The following is an 18,776-nucleotide window of genomic DNA, read 5'->3' on the forward strand; positions in this document are numbered from 1 at the left end:
TCCTCTTCCCCCGTCCCTGCCCGGTCCCCCGGTCACGTGGCGCTCCACCGGTGCGGCGGCTGCACGGAGCCGCTGGTCGTGGTGCCGAGCACCAGCACCTTCACGCTGTCCCAGCGGTAGTCGTGGGGCACCTCCCAGTCGGGGGAGTAGATACCCGCGTCGACCCAGTAGGCGCCGGGCTCCAGGTCCACCCGGTCGAGGGTCAGCGTGACCTCGCCCGTCCCGGCCAGCGGGACCGAACCGGCCCGGCTCGCCTCGGTGGTCAGGTCGACGATCGGGGCGTCGGTCCCCACCCGGCGCAGCGAGACGCTGAACAGCGCGCTGCTCACCGCGTCGTCGACCGTGCGGTACCGGATGCGGACGGTCAAGCCTCCACCGAGCACCGTGGCGCCGGCCGGGGCGTCCTGGGCCCCGGTGCAGGAGATCCCCGTGACGAGCACGCGCCCGTCCCCCTTGCGATAGCCGCCGTCGGGCAGCTCCTGGGTGGGTCCCGCCCGCTCGTCCAGCGAGCGTTCGTAGGCGTCCAGGACCTCCGCGGCGGGGCCGCGGGCGTGCACCGTCCCGGCGCGCAGCCAGACGACGTCCGTCGCGAGGCGGCGGAGCTGGCCCATGACGTGCGAGGCGACGAGCAGGGCGCAGCCCCGCCCCTGGAGCCGCTCCACGTGCGTCAGGCACTTCTCCTGGAAGGCGATGTCGCCCACCGCGAGCACCTCGTCGATGAGCAGCAGCTCCGGGTCGGTGACGGCGGCCGCCGCGAACGCGAGGCGCAGCTTCATGCCGTCGCTGTAGGTCCGCAGCGGCTCACGCAGGGTCGCCTCGTCCAGCTCGGCGAACTCGGCGATGTCGTCGAGGCGGCCGCGGGCCTGCCGGGGGCTGAGCCCGGCCAGCACCGCCGCCGTGACGGCGTTGTCGGCGCCGGAGAGCTCGTCGTTGGCCGAGGCGTTGAGCGTCAGCAGGCCGGAGACGGCGGCGTGGCGGTGGATCGTCCCGCTCGATGGCTTCGTCAGCCCCGCCGCGATCCGGAGCAGCGTGGACTTCCCCCCGCCGTTGCGGCCGACGACCCCGACGACCTCCCCCGGCCGGAGCGTCAGGTCGACGTCCCGGAGAACCGGTTCCCACCGGCTCCGGCCGGCGCTTCCGGTGAACCGCTGGCGCAGCGTCGCCGCCCCGCCCCGGCGGTAGCGCTTCCCCACCCCCTCGAGCACCAGGACCGGCTCGCTCACAGGTGGTCCAGGAAGTTCGCGGAGGTGCGCGTGTGCAGGGCCCAGCCGAGGACGAAGACCCCGGCGCAGACGGCGGTGACCACGAGCATCTCCGCCGCGCCGGGCACCGTGCCGTCCACCAGCACCTGCCGCTGCGCGGTGATGAGCGCGGCGACGGGGTTCCAGTCGATCAGGGTCTGCAGGAGGCCGTCGGTGACCGCCTGGGCGGTGTAGAAGACCGGGGTCAGGAAGAAGCCCACGGAGAGCACCAGCTGGACCGCCAGGCGGGCGTCCCGCCAGCGGACGTCGGCCACGGAGGCGGCCATCCCGATGCCGAGCATGAGCAGGCCTTGCAGGACGAGCAGGAAGGCGAGCAGGAACGCGGTCACCGGGAGGCGCCCGGTGTCGATCCAGACCACCAGGAGCAGCACCGGCAGGCCGGCGAGGTAGTCGAAGGCGTCGGTGAGGAGGCTGATCGTGGGCACGGCCTGCCGCGGCAGCGTCGGGTGCCCGAGCAGGTCCCTGCGGTCGACCGCGCTGGTGGAGGCGTTGGACACGCCCGCGTTGAACCAGTTCCAGGCGAGGACCCCGACCGCCAGCTCGGCCAGGTAGTCCGGCCCACCGCCGGAGAAGAGCGCGGAGAACACCAGCCCGAGGACGAGGAACCGGGCGACGGCGGGGGCCAGCGCCCACAACCAGCCGAGGAAGGCGGCCTGGTAGCGGATGCGGAACTCGCGCGCGGTCAGGTGCAGGACCACCTGCACGGTGCGCCGCAACCTCTGGGTGCGCGGCCGCGACCGGCCGGCGGGAGGCGACGCCGGGGGGTGGCTCACCGTGTCCGCCCGCGTGCGCGGATCCACCGGGGGATGCCGGCCAGCGACCCGCCGACCTCCGCCCGCAGGAGGCGGACCGGGTAGTCGTCGCGCAGCCGGACGACCCACCAGGCGCGGCGCGCGTACTCGCGGGGGAGGGCCAGGACGAGCCGGGCCAGGCCGCGCACGTCGTGGTGGCGGACCAGCAGGTCGAGCAGGTAGCCCACGTGCTCGCCGGCGGATACCCGCAGCCGGGTGCCGAGGGCCGAGCCCGAGGAGCCGTGGTCGCGCAGCACCACGGCCGTCGGCTCGTAGACCACCCGTCCACCGGCCACCAGGACCCGGTGCAGGTACTCGGTGCCGGCCTCGGCTCCCAGGGCGGGGTCGAGTTCCCCCAGGCGGTGCAGGGCCTCCCGGCGGATCGCCGCGTTGGACAGCGTCCCGATCCGCCACGTCGGCGCCGGCCCCCGCCCCGTGCGCACCCACGACCGGTCGAGGACCTGCCGGTGCGGGCCCCCGTCCAGCCTGCCCAGGTCCTCGAGCAGCTGGGCCTCGAGAGATCCCGGGTCCGCCGGCAGGACGTTCCCCGTCACCGCCGTCACGGACCGGTCGCCGAACGGGCCGACCAGCGCCTCGAGCCAGCCGTCGGCGGGCGTCACGTCGTCGTCGAGGAAGACCACGACCTCGCCCCGGAGGTGGGGGAGCGCCGCATTCCAGGCTGCGGCGCGCCCGAGCCCCGGTGCGTGCACGAGCTCCACCCCGGGGCTGTCGGTGGCCACGGGCGGGCCGCCGCCGGGCGTGGTGTCCACGACGACCACCTGGAGCACCCGGCCGCTCGTGGCCGGCAGGGCCGCGAGGCCGGCCGGCACGGTGGCGGGACCGCCCCCGGTCACCAGCAGGATGCTGATCGCGGTGGCGTCCGGCGCTCCCGTGGCGCCTGCCGGCCGGGCGTCCGCCGGGGTGAGCGCGCCGTCCTCCCCGAGGGCTACGTCCTGCCAGGACGCTCCCGGGGTGAGCACCGCCGGACCCAGCCGGCCGACGATCTCCCAGCGGAGCCGGGCCGGCGAAGGGCGGGAGCCGGCGGTCCGGATCGAGACGTCGGCCTGCGGCCGCCCGTCCCGCTCCACCCGCACGCGCAACCGCCGCGCGCGTCGGTGGTCCTCGACGGGACGGAGCGTGGACGGGTCGGGCAGCCGCCCGGCGACCAGGTCGACGACGATCGCCGGATCCGGGCTCCGCGGGGAGCGACGGGTCGGGCGCGGGTGGACCAGCGGTGGCGCGGTGGGTTCGTGCGGGTGGCGTGCGGACTCCGCCTCCGCCTGCGCCCGGGCGCGCGCGTACAGCCGCCCGCCCAGCGCGTCGAGCATCCCGCGGGTGTCCGCGCGCACCACCGCCCCCGGCCACACGCGCGGCCAGAGCAGGCTGCGGAGGTTGCCGCGCAAGTGGTGACGACCCGCCCACCGGGCGCCGAAGGCCAGCAGCGCGCGCGCCTGCGCGGGCCCGTACCGGGGACCGGCCCCGGCGAAGATGCTGTAGACGCCGGTGCCGTTGCCGGCCATCTGGCGGGCGAGCTCGGGCATCGTCCGGCGGTGCACGTGGCGCACCACGGCCGTGGGCTCGTAGACGAGCAACCCGCCGGAGGCCAGCACGCGGAAGTACATCTCGAGGTCCCCGCCGCCCCCGGTGGGGGTGCCCACGTCCAGCGCGGGGTCGAAGCCACCCAGCGCCAGCGCGTCCTCCCGGAGGAGCGCCATGTTGGCTCCCGTGCCCGCGACACCGGTGCCGGGGTAGAGCTGGGCGGCGACCTCGCCGGAGGCGACGCCCACGGACATCCACCGGCGGGCGTAGCCGCGGCCGAACCCCCCGAACGCCTCGAACAGCACCTGCGCGCGCGTGGCGAGCTCGGCGGGCGCGACCAGCCCGGTCACCACGACGGCGTCGGGCTCCTCCGCGAACGCGCGCACGATGCCCCGCAACCAGCAGGGGTGGACGAGCACGTCGTCGTCGGTGAAGGCCACGATGCGCGTCCCCGCCTCGAGGAGGGCGCGGTTGCGCGCCCAGTCCAGGCCGGCCCGGGGTTCGCGGACGTAGCGCACCCCGAACTCCTCGGCCACCTGACGGGTGCGGTCGTCCCGGGAGGCGTTGTCGACCACCAGCACGTCCGCCGGGCGGGTGTCGAGACCGGCGACGGCCTCGAGGCAGCGGCGGAGGTCGTCGGGTCGGTCACGGGTGCAGATCGCGACCGTCACCACGGAGCCGTCCACCGGCGGCAGGTCCGGGTGGCCCACCCGCGGCAGGCCGTGGGAGGACGCCTCCGCGACGCCGCCCGGAACGGCCAGGCAGTCCCTCAGCAGGTGCTCCGCGACGGCGCGCGCGCATTCCCGGGCGGCGACCCGGGGGAGGGCCGCGAGCACGGTCGCGGGGTCGCCCGGCACGGTGATCTCGCCGATGGGCTCGCCGTGGAACCAGACGAGCGCGTGCACGCCCTCGGCCGGCTGCTCGAACGCCGTCAGCGCGGGGAGGAGGGTGGCCGTGCGGCGGTCCAGGTCGACGTCGGCGACGGCGAGGGCGCGGTAGTGGCGTGACCCGTCCGGACGGCGCATGCGCAGGCTGCCCCGCGCGGACAGGCGGCGCCGACGGGGCCCCGGAGGCATGGCGACCGGGTCGTCGGGCGCTCCCGGGACGACACCTTCGGCCGGGACGTCGAACCCGGCGGCCAGCCCCTCCGCGGCCGCCGGCGTGACCGGTTCAGGCGGCACGCCGGGGTTCCTGGTCGCGGAACCACTCCACCGTCGTGGCCAGACCCTCCCGGACGGGGATCGAGGGCTCCCAGCCGAGGACCTCCCGGGCGAGCGCGATGTCGGGCTGTCGCACGTGGGGGTCGTCCTGCGGCCGGGAGATGAACGAGATCGGCGACGGGGAGCCGGTCACCTCCAGCACCATCCGGGCGAGGTCAAGGATGGACATCTCGAACGGGTTCCCGATGTTGACCGGACCGGGGTGCTGGGAGCGGAGGAGGCGGAGCACGCCGTCGACGAGGTCGCTCACGTAGCAGACCGAGCGGGTCTGGGTGCCGTCGCCGGCGACGGTCAGGGGTTCCCCGGACAGGGCCTGGCGGATGAACGTGGGGATCGCGCGGCCGTCGTCCGGTCGCATGCGCGGACCGAAGGTGTTGAAGATCCGCACGATCGTCGTGTCCACCCCGTGGAAGGTCCGGTACGCGGTGGCGAGCGCTTCGGCGTACCGCTTGGCCTCGTCGTAGACCCCGCGGGGGCCGACCGGGTTGACGTGCCCCCAGTAGGTCTCGGGTTGCGGGTGGACCTGCGGGTCGCCGTAGGTCTCGCTCGTCGAGGCCAGCAGCAGCCGGGCGCCCTTCTCCCGCGCCATCCCCAGGGCGTGCAGCGTGCCGATGGCGCCGACCTTCAGCGTCTCGATCGGCAACCGGAGGTAGTCGATCGGCGATGCCGGGCTCGCGAAGTGCAGCACGTGGTCGACCGGCCCCGGCACGTGGATGTAGTTGGTGATGTCGTAGGTGACCAGCCTGAAGTTCGGCAGCGGCAGGAGGTGCTGCACGTTGGCCGGGGTCCCGGTGGACAGGTTGTCCAGGGCGACGACCTCGTGCCCCTCGGAGAGCAACCGTTCGCAGAGGTGGGAACCGAGGAAGCCGGCACCACCGGTCACGACGACACGCGCCACGCGTTCCTCCAGACCCCCGGGCCGTCTCCTGAGCCGGGAGCGGCGACCACTCAACCTGATCACCCTCGGACGGGGGTGGCAAGGCGCGGGGTCGAGCACCTCCCCTCGGCGGGTGAGCACCCCGGATACCGTGCGCGCCATGGCAGGGACGCGATGGCTGGTCACCGGCGGCGCAGGTTACATCGGTGCCCACGTGGTGCACGGTCTGCTGCGGTCCGGGCGGGAACCGGTCGTCGTGGACAACCTGTCCACGGGGTTGCGCTCACGGGTACCGGAGGGCGTCGAGCTGCACGAGGTCAGCGTCGTGGACACGGCGGCGCTGGCCGACGTCGTGCAGCGCGTGCGCCCCACCGGGGTCGTCCACCTGGCGGGCAGGAAGTCGCCCACCGAGTCCATGGCCGATCCGCTCCTGTACGCGCGGGAGAACGTCGTCGGCGTGATCAGCCTGATCGAGGCGGTGCGGGCCGCGGGCGGGGACCGGATCGTCTTCTCGTCGAGCTGCTCGGTCTACGGCACGCCGGTCGCCGAGGTCGTCGACGAGGCGGCGCCGACCCTGCCGGAGAGCCCCTACGGGGACTCCAAGCTCTACGGCGAGCGGATCCTGAACGCCGCGGCCGCCGCCCACGGCTTCGGCGTCATCAACCTCCGGTACTTCAACGCCGTGGGCGCCGCCGGCCCGGAGCTGCGGGACACCGGCGCGCACAACCTCTTCCCCCTGGTCTTTCGGGCGGTGCGCGCCGGGGAGCGGCCGCGTGTCTTCGGCACCGACTACCCGACGCCGGACGGCACCTGCGTGCGCGACTACGTGGACGTTCGGGACGTCGCGGACGCGCACGTCCGCGCGGCCCAGGCGCTCGAGGAGGGCAAGCGCGTCGCCACGTACAACATCGGCTGCGCTCGCGGCAGCAGCGTGCTCGAGGTCCTCACCATGATGGAGTCGGTGACGGGCCGGGCCATCCCGTACGAGGCCGCCGACCGCCGGCCCGGCGACCCCGCGCGGATCGTGGCCCGGGTCGACCGCATCGCACGGGAGCTGGGCTGGACCGCGCGACGCGACCTGTACGACATGGTGAGCAGCGCGTGGGCCGCCGAGCAGGGCATCCCGCAGGGCGGCTGATCGCGCCGGGTGGACACGGCGCGCGGGGGCCGCCCTGCGGCCGCCCTATCGTCCCCTCAGCTCCCGGCGGAGGATCTTGCCGGTGACCGTCTTGGGCAGTTCGTCCACCAGCTCCACGCTGCGCGGGTACTTGTAGGCCGCCATCCGCTCCTTGCAGTGGGCGATCAGCTCCTCCGGCGTGGTGCTCGCTCCCGGCTTCAGGCTCACGAACGCCTTGACGGTCTCGCCGCGCTTCTCGTCGGGGACCCCCACCACCGCGGACTCGCGGACGGCCGGGTGCTCGGCGAGGACGTCCTCGACCTCGCGGGGCCAGACCTTGTAGCCGGAGGCGTTGATCATGTCCTTCTTGCGGTCGACGATGAACACCCAGCCCTCGGCGTTCATGAAGCCGACGTCACCGCTCTTGAGCGCCCCGCCGGGCAGCCCGGCCGCGGTCTCCTCGGGCTTGCCCCAGTAGCCGGCGACGACCTGGGGGCCCTCGGCGACGATCTCGCCCACCTCGCCCAGCGGCAGGTCGCGCCCCTCGTCGTCCTGGATGCGCACGACCGTGTTCGGGGCGGGCACCCCGACCGACAGCGCGCCCGACACCGGGTCCACCGGGGACGGCGACCCGAACGGGGTCACGGTCATCGGCGAGGTGGTCTCGGTCAGGCCGTAGGCGTTGTGCACCTGCTTTCCGGTGGCGGCCAGGAAGTTCTGCTCGGCCGTGGGGGAGATGGCCGCCCCGCCGGAGTAGAGGGACGTGAACGAGGCGAAGTGGTCCTTGCTGAACCCCGGGGCGTTGAGCAGCGCGGTGAAGGCGGTGATCGCGCCGATGGTGAAGGCCGGGCGGTGCTCGGCGAAGGCGTCGAGCACGACCTGGGGCTCGAACCGGTAGGCCAGCACCAGCGGCGCCGGCACCAGCAGGCTGACCGCGATGTGCCCGATCAGCCCGGTGATGTGGAACAGCGGGGCGACGCCGAAGATCGCACCGTCCCGGCCCGCGTGCACCCAGTCCCGGTACACCTGGGCGGTGAAGACGACGTTCCGGTGGGTGTTCATCGCGCCCTTGGGCACGCCCGTGGTGCCCGAGGTGTAGGTCAGGAACGCCACGTCGTCGGAGCGGAGGCCGACCGGCGGGGGCACCTGGCCGCGGTGGACGGCGACGAACTCGGAGAAGTCCGTCGTCCCCTCGTGGCGCTGCCGGGTGGTGCCCGCGAACAGCCGGTCGTCGTCCCGGGTCTGGAACTCCAGCTCGCTGGTGGTGAGCACCAGGCGCACACCGGTCGAGGGGACCACCTCGCGAGCCACCTGCTCGTAGAGGGTCTCCAGCGACAGCAGCACCGTCGCGCCGGAGTCCTCGAGCAGGTAGGAGAGCTCGCGGGCCCGGCTCATCGGGTTGATCGACACCATGATCCCGCCGGCCTTCCAGGCGGCGACCATGGCGATGACGAACTGCGGCACGTTCTGCAGGTAGACCGCCAGCCGATCACCCGGCCCGAAGCCGCGGGCCAGCAGCCCGACGGCTAGGGCGTCGCTGAGCTCGTCGAGCTCGCGGCGGGTGATGGCCCCGTCGAAGTACCGCAGGGCCACGCCGTCGGGGTCCCGCTCGACGCCGGCCCGGAACATCTCCAGGGCGGTCTCGAACTCGATCGCGTAGTCGGCCGGCTGGTCGCCGTAGAGCGCCAGCCAGGGTCGCTCGTCGTAGGCGCTCATGGGGGCGCTACTTGATGACGACGGGGTTGACCGGGGTGCCGGCGGCCTTGGCGACCTTGAGCGGGGCGGCCACGTAGAGGAAGGCGTACTGCCCGTCCTCGGCGCAGTCGGCGGCCAGCGCCTCCAGGTCGGCGATCTCCGTGAGCGTCACGCCGAGGTTGCGCATGAGCGCGTTGTGCAGCACCAGGGCCACCCCGTTGTTCGGGTCGAAGGTGACCTCGTTGGCGATCGTGTCGGTGACCAGGTTCGGGATCTCCATGTCCTGGAACCACTGCACGAGCTCGGGGGAGTAGACCAGCCCCGGCTCGTTGAAGCCCTCGTAGAACGCCTCGCCCTGCTCGTGGAACAGCTGCAGGAAGTTGGTCCGGATGACCAGGATGTCGCGCTTCTCGATGGGCGTGCCCTGGGCCTCGGCGCAGGCGACGAGGTCCTCGTGGGTGAAGGTCTCGCCCTTGTCGAGGGTGGCCTTGCCGCGGAAGCGGGCCATGTCCAGCAGGACGGCCCGGCCGACGACGCCGCGCTGGGCGATCGGCTCGACGCTGGCCTTCTCCAGCCCGCCGACGGTGGTGCGGGCGTCGTAGCCGTTCCAGATCTTGCCGTCGTACCAGAGGTGGCCGAGGGCGTCGTACTGCGTCGAGCCCTGCAGGTAGGCGTCGATCTTGTCGTCGGCGTAGTGCAGCCCGCCGGGGTAGTCGGCTCCCTTGCCGCCCTCGTCCCAGTCGCTCTCGTCGAGCACCTGGGTGCGGACGGCGGGGGTGCGGCCGGGCCAGACCGGGTCGCCCTTCGGGTCGCCGATGAGCCGCTGCAGCGTGAAGACCTTGCCCGAGCGCACGAGCTTGACCGCGGCGAGCACCTGCTCCGGCCCGAGGTAGTTCAGCGCGCCGACCTCGTCGTCGGGCCCCCACTTGCCCCAGTTGGTCGGCGCGTCCTTGAGCAGCTCACCGAGGTACGGCGCGGTCGCGGGGCTGTCGGTCACAGGTGCCTCCAGGGGATGGGCGGAGGCCCGTCCGTCGGACGGGCGGGGCAGTGCCTCGGAGTGTTCGCCGGTGTGGTGCCAGCCACAACCGGCGTGCAACATTCGGTGCAACCGCGCACCGCCCGGAGCGCCGTCCCAGCCCCAGGGAGACCCCGTGACCAGCACCGTGCCCGGCACCCCCGAGTCCGTCTTCACCTACGGGGCGCCGCAGTTGAAGTTCGGCAACGGCGCCTCCGACGAGATCGGCTTCGACCTCAGCCGCTTCGGCGTGCGCCGGGTCCTCGTCGTCACCGATCCCGGGGTGGCGGCCACCGGGCACCCCCAGCGGGTGGCCGACCAGATGGCGCAGTTCGGCATCGAGGCCCGGGTCTTCGACGGCGTCCACGTCGAGCCGACCGACGTCAGCCTGGTCGCCGCCATCGAGGAGGCGCGGTCGTCGGGGCCCTGGGACGCGTTCGTCGCCGTCGGTGGCGGGTCGAGCATCGACACCGCGAAGGCGATCAACCTGCTCACGACCAACCCCGGCGAGCTCATGGACTACGTCAACGTGCCGGTCGGCAAGGGGCAGGCGCCGCCCAACCCGCTCAAGCCCCTGGTGGCCGTCCCGACGACGACGGGCACCGGGGCCGAGAGCACCACGATCTGCGTGATGGACGTGATCTCGGCCCGGGTGAAGACCGGCATCAGCCACGCCCGGCTCCGGCCGACCCTCGCCGTCATCGACCCCGACCTCACCCGCAGCCAGCCGGCCGGGGTGACAGCGGCGTCGGGCATGGACATCCTCTGCCACGCGCTGGAGAGCTACACGGCGCGCTGGTACACCACGTACGAGCACAAGTCGCCCGATCAGCGGGTGCCCTACTGCGGCTCGAACCCGATCTCGGACATGTGGTCGGAGAAGGCGATGAGCCTGCTGGCCGGGTCGTTCCGCACGGCCGTCCGCAACGGCGACGACACGCAGGCCCGCGCGGAGATGGCGATGGCCGCCACCTTCGCCGGCATGGGGTTCGGCAACGCCGGGGTGCACATCCCGCACGCCAACGCCTACCCGATCGCCGGGCAGGTGAAGGACTTCCACCCCAAGGACTACCCGGCCGGCGAGGCGATGGTGCCGCACGGGATGTCGGTCGCGCTGACCGCGCCCGAGGCGTTCCGCTTCACCTTCGAGGCCTCGCCGGAGCGGCACGTCCGCGCCGCCGAGCTGCTCGCGCCCGGTGCCGACCGCCCGTCGGACGCCGCGGAGTTCCTGCCCACGGTGCTCGCCGACCTGATGCGCGACATCGACATCCCGAACGGCGTGGGGGCGGTCGGGTTCGGCGAGGGCGACATCCCCGACCTGGTCGACGGCGCGATGAAGCAGCAGCGGCTGCTCGCCACCTGCCCGCGCGCGGTCACCGAGGACGACCTCGCCGGCATCTTCCGGCGGTCGCTCTCCCTCTGGTGAGGCGGCTCAGCGGGGGGCGACGACGGTCTTGGTGACCTGTCCGGTGGCCACCAGGACGCCGTCGACGGTGGCCTCCGCGCGCATGAACGCGACCGCCCGGCCGCGGCGCAGCACAGTGGCGGTGACCTCCACGGCGGAGTCGGCGCCGACCGGCCGCAGCAGCGATGCGGAGACGTCGTGGGTGACCGCGTGCTCGCCGTCGCCGAGGTGGGGGAGCAGCGCCAGGAACGAGGCGACGTCGAGGAGGGCGTAGACGACGCCACCGTGCAGCATCCCGGCCGGGTTCTGGGCGGCCGGGCCCACCGGGAACCGGATCCCCGCTGCCGGATCGGCGTCGTCGCGCAGCTCGACGCCGAGGAACCGGTGCAGCGGGATGTCGAGGACTGCCTGCACGAGGGCACGGGGGACGGGGACGCCGGTCACCGGGTCAGCATCCATCAACAGCTCCGGCGGCTGCCCACAGGCCCGGCCCGAGGGCCGCGGGGAGGGCGCCCACGTTCCTAGGCTCCGCCCTGGTGAGGGGACCGGGAGGAGGCCGAGGTGGGCGGGTACGGGGATCCCGATGCCCTCGACGGGCTGGCCGACGAGCTGGCCGGACGGGCGAGGGCGGTGCGCGCGGCGGGGGAGGAGCACCGGCGCGCGGGCGCCCGCACCCGCTGGGTGTCCGACGCCGCCGAGGCGTACCGGCAGCGGCACGTGCGGGACTGCGCGGACGTCGACGCCGCGGCCGACGCGATCGAGCACGCCGCAGGCTTGCTGCGCCGGCACGCCGACGAGGTGCGCTCCCGGCTGGCGGCGATCGCGCGCGCCGAGCGGTCGGTCCGCTCGTGGCTGGCCGACCAGGCCGCCCGGGGCGGCGACCTGCTCGAGGAGCTCGGCGACGTCGTGGCGGAGCTGCCCGAGGCGGGCGCCGACGCGTGGCGCACGGTGTCGGCCCGGCTGAGCAGCGCGGGCCTGTGGTGAGCGTCGCGGCCCGGCGGCTGGCCATCCCCGCCGCCGGGTGGGCCGTCCTCGCGGCCGGCCGGCTGCCCGGTGCGCCCCGGGCCCTCGCTCCCGCAGCGCTCGGGGCCGCCGAGCGGGAGGCGGCCACCACCGCGCTGCTCGCCGACGGGGTGCTGGCAGCGCCCGGGGACGGGCCGGTGCGACCGGTGCCGGCGGTCGCCGCCGACCTCGCGGTGCTCGCCCGGCCGCTGCTCACCGTGCGCCTGGAGGTGGCCGGGCCGGTGGGGGAGCGGGCAGGGTGGTTCGCCCTGGGCGCCGGGGTGGTCGTCGGCGTGCTGTCCCTGCCCGGGGGCGGGGTGGAGCTGTCGGTGGCCCCCGCCGCCCGGCTGGGTGCGGAGCTGGCGCGGGCCGTGCCCGAGGTGGGGGCGGTGAGCGGCGCACCGGCGGCCGGCGGGGTCGCCGCGCCCTCGGGTCGCCTCGCGGTGACGGAGCTGGACCGCGAGCTCGGGCGCCGGACGGGCGGGGCGCTGGACTGCCTCGTCCTGGGCCGCGTCGGCTCCGGCGCCGGGGCGGGGCAGGTGTCCTGGCTGGCGACCGACGCCGGCTGGGTGGGGCTGCGGCCGTGCCTGGGGGAGGGGCCGGCTCGACTGGTCGACCTCGTGCCCGTCCAGCCGGCCGACCTGGGCAGCTGGATCGCGCCCACCGTGGCCGCACTCCTGGAGGCACCCGGTGGGCGCTGAGATCGAGGTCCGCGGGGGAGCGGGCGGGGTGGAGGCCGACCTCGCCGATCTCGCTGCGCTGGCGGGCGGCAGCCTGGACCTCGGCGAGGCGCTGGCCGCCACGAGCGCGGCCTGCCACCCGCTGCTGGTGGATCCCGACCTGCTCGCCTCGGCGGTGCTCGACCCGGCCGGCGTCGCCCGGTTCCAGGCCGCGCTGTTGGAGGCGCTGGACGGGCCGGGTGGCCTCTCGGCGCTCGCCGTCGCGTTCGCCGCGCGCGCGGCCACGCTGCGGGCGGCGGTCGAGGCCTACGCGGCCGCCGACGCCGCCCTCGCCGAGCTGGCCGACGACCTGCACTGGGCGGCCGGCTTCTTCCCCGAGGTCACCGGCGGCGCCCTCCTGGTCCTGGGCGCCGGGCAGCTCCTCACCGATCCGGGCGGCACCGTGGCGGAGGTCCGGGAGCTCGCCGACGACCCCGAGCGCTGGCTGACCGAGCACCCGGGCCTGGTCGACCACGTCGTCAACGCCGCTCCCGGCACCGCCTCGCGGCTGGGCCTCACCACCGGCGGCCTGCTCTCCCCGTGGCTCGGCGGAGGCGACGTCCGGTCAGCGGCCGCCCGCCTGGGGCGGCTGTGGCCCGACGGCGTGCCGGTCGTGCAGGACCGCCCGGACGACGTCCGCGCGGCGGCGGTCCGGCCGCCCCGCGGGGTCGCCGACCTGCTGGCGGCCCTCGACCTGCGCTCGGAGGAGTCCGGGCCCGAGCGCGACCACATCGGCGTCCGGGTGCTGACCCGCGCCGACGGCACCACCGCCTACGTCGTCGACATCCCCGGCACGCAGGACTGGGACCTGCCCGGTGGCCCGGTGAACGCGGCGACCCACGACCTGGGCACCAACGTGCGGGTGCTCGGCGGCGACGTCACGACCCGGCAGCGGGCGATCGCCGAGGCGCTGCGGCGGGCCGGCGCCGGGCCCGCCGACCCGGTGATGCTCGTGGGGCACAGCCAGGGCGGCATGGTGGCCGCCCAGGCGGCGCACGGCGCCGGCACCGCCGACTTCCCCTACGACGTCCGGTGCGTCCTCACCGCGGGCTCGCCGATCGGCCGGGTGGCGGTGCCGGCCGGGGTGCAGGTGCTGGCCCTGGAGAACGAGCACGACGTCGTCCCGCACCTGGACGGGCGGGACAACGACGACGACGCGAACGTGACCACGGTGACCTTCGACCGGCGGAACGGGAGCCTCGGCGCCGACCACGGGCTCCGGAACGCCTACCTGCACGGCGCCCGGTTGGTCGACCGCAGCGCGGACCCCTCGCTTGCGGCCTACCGGGCGGGCGCGGCACCCTTCCTGGCCGGGCCCGGCGAGGACGTGACCGTCGTGGCCCGCGTCTACTCGATCAGCAGGGGGTGAGCGGTCCGTGCGCTGCTCGGGACGGGCGGGGGGCCTGCTCGTGCCCGCGGCGGTGCTGCTCGCCGTGGCCGGCTGCTCCGGCGGCGGTGGCAGCGGAGGCGGTGGCGGTGGCGGTGGCACGCCGCCGGCACCATCGCCGGACGCCGCCGCGATCGGTGCCGCGATCGAGGACGAGCTGCTGGCCCGGGACGACGTCGCCGCCGTGGAGGTCCGGTACAAGGACACGGCGACCGACCCGGCGAGCGGCACCGTGGACGTCACCGCGGAGCCCGGCGCGGATGCGCCCGCCATCCGCGACGAGGCAGTGCGCCTGGTGTGGCAGAGCCCCCTGCAGCCGCTGTACTCCATCGGGGTGAACGTCGTCGACCCCGATGAGCCGGTGCGGGGGCTGTCGGAGGTGGTGGACCTGCTCGACGTCGCCGACCGGGCGCTGCTGGAGGAGCGCTTCGGCCCGCGCCCCGGTCAGTGAGGAGGCCGCGGGCGCCCCCGGCCGCCCGGCGGCCGGCGCTGCGACATGTCGAAGCTCGCGACGACCTCGAGGAGGAAGTCCGAGGCGGCCTCGGCGACCGCCTGCACCTCCTCGGGCCGGGTGGTGCCGAGCACCTCGATGAGGACGTCGTGGTGGACGCGGATCACCTCGAGCAGGCTGATGCCGGCGGCCAGGGCAGACCGCCCCAGCTCGTAGCCCGCGTGCAGCGAGGACTCGCGCCGGTGGCCCAGGTGGCGCAGGAAGGCCGCGCGGTGGTCGCGGCGCAGGTCGTCGAGGGCCGTCACCTGGTGAGGCCCACCGTGGGGGCCCCGCGGCCGGCCAGGCGTTCGAGCCCCTCCTCGAGGTCCAGGGCCGTCTCCAGCGTGCCGGTGTCCATCCCGAGCCGCACGATGACGAACGCGACGTCGGGCTGGATGCCGACGACGACCGTCCGCGCGCCCCGCAGCCGCGCCATCTCGGCGATGTCCCGCAGCATGCGGGTGGCGAACGAGTCGAGGACGTCCAGCGCCGCGAGGTCGATGATCACCCCGCGGGCGCGGTCACGTCCGATGCGGTCGACGAGGTCCTCGCGGAAGCGCTCGAGCTGCGAGTCGTCCAGCGCGGTGTGGATCGAGGCGATCAGCGTCGGGCCCTGCTTGAGGATGGAGAACAGCCGCGGCCCGGAGCTCATGGCCCGATCGACCCGTCGCGGTGCACCGACGTGTACCCGAGCATCCGCTCGGCCTCCTCGAGCCCTCCCTGCAGGTCACCGACGGTGTCCATCTTGCTCAGGTCGACGCCGATGGTCACCAGGGTCCGGGCGATGTCCGGCGACAACCCGGTGATGATCACGTTGGCCCCCATCAGGCGGGAGGCGTCGACGGTCTGGACGAGGTGGTTGGCCACCGTCTGGTCGATCGCCGGGACGCCGGTGATGTCGATGACGACGACCTTGGCGCGGTGCGTGCGGATGCCGCTGAGCAGCTGCACGGTCAGCTGCTTGGCGCGTTCGCTGTCGAGCACGCCGATGATCGGGAGGATGAGCAGCCGCTCCCGGACGGGCAGGACTGGCGTCGAGAGCTCGAGGATCGCGTCCTGTTGCTGCCGGATGACGCGCTCCCGCTCGTCGACGAAACTCACCGCCACGGTGTTCGCGATGCGGTTGGCGGCCGGCTCGTAGGCGTCCAGGACCCGGTTGAGCAGGCCGAAGTCGCGCTGGTACTTCTCGAACAGCGAGCGGGCCAGCACGTCGCGCAGGAGCAGCACGATGCCGACCACCTCGTGCGTCTCCACGCCCCTGGGGATGATCCGCTCCGAGAGGTCCCGCGCGTAGTGCTGCAGGGCCTCCACGCTGCCGGTCTCCAGCACCTCCACGTAGTTGTCGTAGACCGACGTGGTCTCCGCGGCCACCTCCTGGTTGGTCATCGCCTGGAGCAGGTGCGCCTCGCCGATGCGCGTCGTCCACTCCTGGCGCAACCGGGTGCGGTGCTCGCGCAGGTGCGCGACGAGCTCGGGGAGCAGGACCTCCTCGTCCCCGGGCCTCCCCGGCGACGCGGCCTCGGAGACCCTGGTCGCGTTCCCGTCCTGGCTGCCGGTCATCGCTCTCCCCACCACTTCGTCATGGTCACGGTGGTGCCGCGACCCACCTCCGACACGACCGTGAACTCGTCCATCAGGCGCCGGGCGCCCGGCAGGCCCAGGCCCAGGCCCGCGTAGCTGCTGAAGCCGTCCTGCAGCGCCTGCTCGACGTCGGGGATGCCCGGGCCGACGTCGCGCACGACGACGCGGATCCCGCGCCGCGGCTCCTCGAGCACGTCGACGACCACCTCGCCGGCCTCGGCGAACCGCACGACGTTGCGGGTCACCTCGGAGACGGCGGTGGCGATCACCGTGAGGTCGGTCGGTGGGAACCCCATCCGGGCCGCCACCTCGCGGGCCGCCTGCCGGGCGGCGACGACGTCGGCGTCGGCCCGCACGGGGACGCGCACCTCGTCCTCCCGGGCCCGGCCGCGCTCCATGAGGGGGCCGCTCAGCCCGGCGCAGAAGTCGCACCCGAGCAGGTGCCTCGCCGCGTCGATCTCCCGCTGCCGGCGCCGGTCGCCGCTGGAGAGGGCGAGCAGCACCGGCCGGCACCGGTCCGTCGGCGGGTCGGCCGTCTCCAGGGCCAGCAGGTACTCCACGCGCAGCCGTGCCCGCGTGCGGTTGAGCTGGGCGGCCACCGCGCCGGCCGTCGAGCCGAGCTCGGCAGCGAGCGAGCGGGTGTCCTGCCCGGCCACCTCGTGGGCCAGCAGGGTGACCCGCTCCCGGTCGCCGAGCCGGCGCAGCGCGGCGCTCACGGCGTCCCGGTCCTCGCGCGCCAGCACGTCCTCGTCCGGTGCGGCGGAGGGGTGGAGGTCGACGACGCGGTGCTGGTTCCGCCGCTGCCGGTCCTGCTCCCGCCACAGCGAGGTGACGACGTTGCGCGCGGTGACGATCGCGTAGGGCTCGAGCATCCCCGGCTCGATCCGTCCGGCCGCGGCCAGCACGCGGGCCAGCGTCTCCTGCACCAGGTCGTCCACGGTGGCGGCGTCCCGGACCCGGGACGCGACGATCCGCCGGACGAGCGGCACGAGCGCCATGAACTCGACCGACCCCGGTCGCTCCTCCTCGGAGCCAGCCGGCCCCGCGGCTGCCATGGGCCGGACGCTACAACCGGCGGACGCGCACCGCCTCCCCTCCCGCGCACGGCTCGGGCCGGGCTTCAGCCGGGGGCGCGAGGAGCCGCTCTCCCAGCGAGCGTCGCTCACCGGCGCGCTCGCGCAGCAGCGACGCCAGCACCGGGCTCGTGGCCTGATCGGCGCGGCGTTCGAGGATCTCGGCGGTCACCAGGTGCCCGGCCGCCCGTCGCATCCGCGCGAGCCGCCGGAGCCGCTCCTGGCGCTGGGGCGGCCCGTCCTGGAGTCCCGCGGACCTGACGCGCGCATGCTGGTCCGTGGTCATGGCACACCTCGAATTCCTGCCGGTTCCCCGTGCACCGGTGAGGACGCGGCGACGCGCACCGCATGACGCGCAGGTCCAGGACGACGTGACGAGGCGCGGATCCCGCGTCATGCACCAGGGATCCGCGCCTCTTCCAGCGCGGGACCGACCGGTGCCGCGTCATGCGTCGCGTCATGCACCGCGTCCTGCCGCGTATCAGTCAGAGAGCCTCCGGCGCGGGGCGGACGGGAGGCGGGGGCGTGACCAGAGGGGGGACCATGCGCCACCGCTCCGGTGCCATGACGCTGTGCGGATCCGTCGGGCGCGGAGGGAGGCCGGTGACGGCGACCGGGCGCGGCACGGCCCTGCACGGCAGCCGGGAAGGGGCGCACGCGGTCCGCGCGTTCCGTGACGCACGGGGGGCACGGAAGGCGGGACGAGAGGTGTCCGAGATCCGGGTGGTGGTCGTGGACGACCACCCCTTCCTGCGGGAAGCGCTCACCGAGCTGCTCGAGGCGGCCGGCGGCATCGCCGTGGTCGGGCAGTGCGCGGACGGGACGGAGGTCGCCGACGCCGTGCGGCAGCTGCGCCCCGACGTCCTGCTCCTGGATCTGCAGATGCCCGTGATGGACGGCCTGACGGCGGCCCGTGGTGTGCGGACCGCTCACCCGGAGGTCCGCATCGTCTTCCTCACCGGCGGCCTCGACCCGGCCAGCGTCCGCGAGGCCCGGGCGATCGGCGCAGCCGGCTACCTGCTGAAGGACGACGATCCCGCCGAGCTCTCCGGTCACATCCGGGCCGTCGCGGCCGGCGGCTCGGCGTGGCACCCGCGCGCCGCGGCACTGCTCGGCGACGAGCCCGGGACGGCGGACCCCGAACCGCACGACCCGGGAACGTGACACTCCTCATGTCCGGGCCTCGCCCAGAGGGCGCCGAGTGGGGCGGGTGGGGCTCGAACCCACGACCCAGGGATTATGAGTCCCATGCTCTGACCGGCTGAGCTACCGCCCCGGCTCTAGCAGCCTGCCAGACGCCGGTACGTCACCCGCGTCGCGACTCGGGACCCGAGTGGCGGACCGAGATGGTTCGTTATGCGCCTGTGACATATCCAGGTTTAGCTTGTACCGTCTCTCGCGGCCCACCCGATCCCGCTCCCGAACCCGGGGGCTCGGGCGGGCCCCGCCGAACTCCGCGGTCTGACCGCCGCGGGGACCGGGGACCCATGTTCTCTGGGGTGAATCCCGCCTGCGCCTCCACGGGCAGGCTGGTAGGGCACGTTCCGGCCCGAACCCGTCAGCTGACCTGGTAGGCGGACCGAGGAACGGAGACCGTCGCCTT

General features: G+C 74.7%; 19 protein-coding genes, 1 tRNA gene and 1 riboswitch. Of the genes, 7 read left to right on the forward strand and 13 right to left on the reverse strand.

Annotated elements, in window-relative coordinates; genetic code table 11:
- Positions 1-32: 32 nt before the first annotated feature.
- From ACI794_RS15275 to ACI794_RS15290, 4 genes are all read right to left on the reverse strand, one after another.
- A complete protein-coding gene (locus tag ACI794_RS15275; RefSeq protein WP_456603015.1) occupies positions 33-1,223 on the reverse strand; it encodes an ABC transporter ATP-binding protein in 1,191 nt (396 codons plus the stop codon).
- Entirely contained in the window at positions 1,220-1,966 is a 747-nt protein-coding gene (locus ACI794_RS15280) for an ABC transporter permease (protein ID WP_456616781.1), read from the reverse strand. The genes ACI794_RS15275 and ACI794_RS15280 overlap by 4 nt, the downstream gene beginning before the upstream one ends.
- A gap of 65 nt (positions 1,967-2,031) precedes the next feature.
- A complete protein-coding gene (locus ACI794_RS15285; RefSeq protein ID WP_456616782.1) occupies positions 2,032-4,773 on the reverse strand; it encodes a glycosyltransferase in 2,742 nt (913 codons plus the stop codon).
- Positions 4,763-5,710 carry a UDP-glucuronic acid decarboxylase family protein gene (locus ACI794_RS15290; RefSeq protein WP_456616783.1) on the reverse strand — a complete coding sequence of 316 codons (948 nt, stop codon included), beginning with the start codon at positions 5,708-5,710 and terminating at the stop codon, positions 4,763-4,765. The genes ACI794_RS15285 and ACI794_RS15290 overlap by 11 nt, the downstream gene beginning before the upstream one ends.
- A gap of 139 nt (positions 5,711-5,849) precedes the next feature.
- On the opposite strand from ACI794_RS15290, the gene galE reads away from it, so the two are divergent.
- Positions 5,850-6,827: a UDP-glucose 4-epimerase GalE gene (gene galE, locus ACI794_RS15295; RefSeq protein WP_456616784.1), complete on the forward strand. Its 978-nt coding sequence runs from the start codon at positions 5,850-5,852 to the stop codon at positions 6,825-6,827.
- A gap of 45 nt (positions 6,828-6,872) precedes the next feature.
- Here galE and ACI794_RS15300 read toward each other — a convergent pair whose 3' ends face one another.
- Positions 6,873-8,522 carry an AMP-binding protein gene (locus tag ACI794_RS15300; protein ID WP_456582402.1) on the reverse strand — a complete coding sequence of 550 codons (1,650 nt, stop codon included), beginning with the start codon at positions 8,520-8,522 and terminating at the stop codon, positions 6,873-6,875.
- A 7-nt stretch (positions 8,523-8,529) separates the two neighbouring features.
- Positions 8,530-9,498, reverse strand: a complete 969-nt coding sequence (locus ACI794_RS15305) for a cyclase family protein (RefSeq protein ID WP_456582403.1) — start codon at positions 9,496-9,498, stop codon at positions 8,530-8,532.
- A gap of 154 nt (positions 9,499-9,652) precedes the next feature.
- Here ACI794_RS15305 and ACI794_RS15310 point away from each other — a divergent pair, with 154 nt between their 5' ends.
- On the forward strand, positions 9,653-10,942 hold the full coding sequence (locus tag ACI794_RS15310; protein WP_456603020.1) for a hydroxyacid-oxoacid transhydrogenase: 1,290 nt from the start codon (positions 9,653-9,655) through the stop codon (positions 10,940-10,942).
- Between the two features lie 6 nt (positions 10,943-10,948).
- On the opposite strand, the gene ACI794_RS15315 is transcribed toward ACI794_RS15310, so the two are convergent.
- The gene (locus ACI794_RS15315; RefSeq protein WP_456603021.1) at positions 10,949-11,380 is read right to left on the reverse strand and encodes a PaaI family thioesterase; all 432 of its coding nucleotides are present in this window, start codon (positions 11,378-11,380) and stop codon (positions 10,949-10,951) included.
- Positions 11,381-11,482: 102 nt separating this feature from the next.
- Here ACI794_RS15315 and ACI794_RS15320 point away from each other — a divergent pair, with 102 nt between their 5' ends.
- Genes ACI794_RS15320 through ACI794_RS15335 form a run of 4 tightly spaced genes read left to right on the forward strand, consistent with a single transcriptional unit; the run spans position 11,483 to position 14,480 of the window.
- Positions 11,483-11,905 (forward strand): hypothetical protein, encoded by a 423-nt coding sequence (locus tag ACI794_RS15320; RefSeq protein ID WP_456603022.1) that lies wholly within the window; start codon positions 11,483-11,485, stop codon positions 11,903-11,905.
- Positions 11,902-12,624: a hypothetical protein gene (locus tag ACI794_RS15325; RefSeq protein ID WP_456603023.1), complete on the forward strand. Its 723-nt coding sequence runs from the start codon at positions 11,902-11,904 to the stop codon at positions 12,622-12,624. Before ACI794_RS15320 ends, ACI794_RS15325 begins: the two co-directional genes overlap by 4 nt.
- Positions 12,614-14,011, forward strand: coding sequence for a hypothetical protein (locus ACI794_RS15330; RefSeq protein WP_456603024.1), 1,398 nt, complete (start codon positions 12,614-12,616; stop codon positions 14,009-14,011). The genes ACI794_RS15325 and ACI794_RS15330 overlap by 11 nt, the downstream gene beginning before the upstream one ends.
- 7 nt (positions 14,012-14,018) lie before the next feature.
- A complete protein-coding gene (locus ACI794_RS15335; protein WP_456616785.1) occupies positions 14,019-14,480 on the forward strand; it encodes a hypothetical protein in 462 nt (153 codons plus the stop codon).
- Here ACI794_RS15335 and ACI794_RS15340 read toward each other — a convergent pair.
- Genes ACI794_RS15340 through ACI794_RS15360 form a run of 5 tightly spaced genes read right to left on the reverse strand, consistent with a single transcriptional unit; the run spans position 14,474 to position 17,459 of the window.
- Positions 14,474-14,785 carry a phosphatase RsbU N-terminal domain-containing protein gene (locus ACI794_RS15340; protein WP_456603026.1) on the reverse strand — a complete coding sequence of 104 codons (312 nt, stop codon included), beginning with the start codon at positions 14,783-14,785 and terminating at the stop codon, positions 14,474-14,476. The genes ACI794_RS15335 and ACI794_RS15340 overlap by 7 nt on opposite strands.
- Positions 14,782-15,171: an STAS domain-containing protein gene (locus tag ACI794_RS15345; protein ID WP_456616786.1), complete on the reverse strand. Its 390-nt coding sequence runs from the start codon at positions 15,169-15,171 to the stop codon at positions 14,782-14,784. Before ACI794_RS15345 ends, ACI794_RS15340 begins: the two co-directional genes overlap by 4 nt.
- A complete protein-coding gene (locus ACI794_RS15350) occupies positions 15,168-16,079 on the reverse strand; it encodes an STAS domain-containing protein (RefSeq protein ID WP_456603028.1) in 912 nt (303 codons plus the stop codon). Before ACI794_RS15350 ends, ACI794_RS15345 begins: the two co-directional genes overlap by 4 nt.
- Positions 16,076-17,155, reverse strand: a complete 1,080-nt coding sequence (locus tag ACI794_RS15355; protein WP_456603029.1) for a sigma-70 family RNA polymerase sigma factor — start codon at positions 17,153-17,155, stop codon at positions 16,076-16,078. The genes ACI794_RS15350 and ACI794_RS15355 overlap by 4 nt, the downstream gene beginning before the upstream one ends.
- A 10-nt stretch (positions 17,156-17,165) precedes the next feature.
- The gene (locus ACI794_RS15360) at positions 17,166-17,459 is read right to left on the reverse strand and encodes a hypothetical protein (protein WP_456603030.1); all 294 of its coding nucleotides are present in this window, start codon (positions 17,457-17,459) and stop codon (positions 17,166-17,168) included.
- 422 nt (positions 17,460-17,881) lie between these two features.
- On the opposite strand from ACI794_RS15360, the gene ACI794_RS15365 reads away from it, so the two are divergent.
- Positions 17,882-18,337, forward strand: coding sequence for a response regulator (locus tag ACI794_RS15365; protein WP_456603031.1), 456 nt, complete (start codon positions 17,882-17,884; stop codon positions 18,335-18,337).
- A 38-nt stretch (positions 18,338-18,375) separates the two neighbouring features.
- Here the strand turns inward: ACI794_RS15365 and ACI794_RS15370 are convergent.
- Positions 18,376-18,449, reverse strand: a tRNA-Ile gene (locus ACI794_RS15370).
- A gap of 169 nt (positions 18,450-18,618) precedes the next feature.
- Positions 18,619-18,750, forward strand: a riboswitch (cyclic di-AMP (ydaO/yuaA leader).
- Positions 18,751-18,776: the final 26 nt, after the last annotated feature.

The sequence above is a fragment of the Blastococcus sp. SYSU DS0541 genome (genome assembly GCF_054050875.1).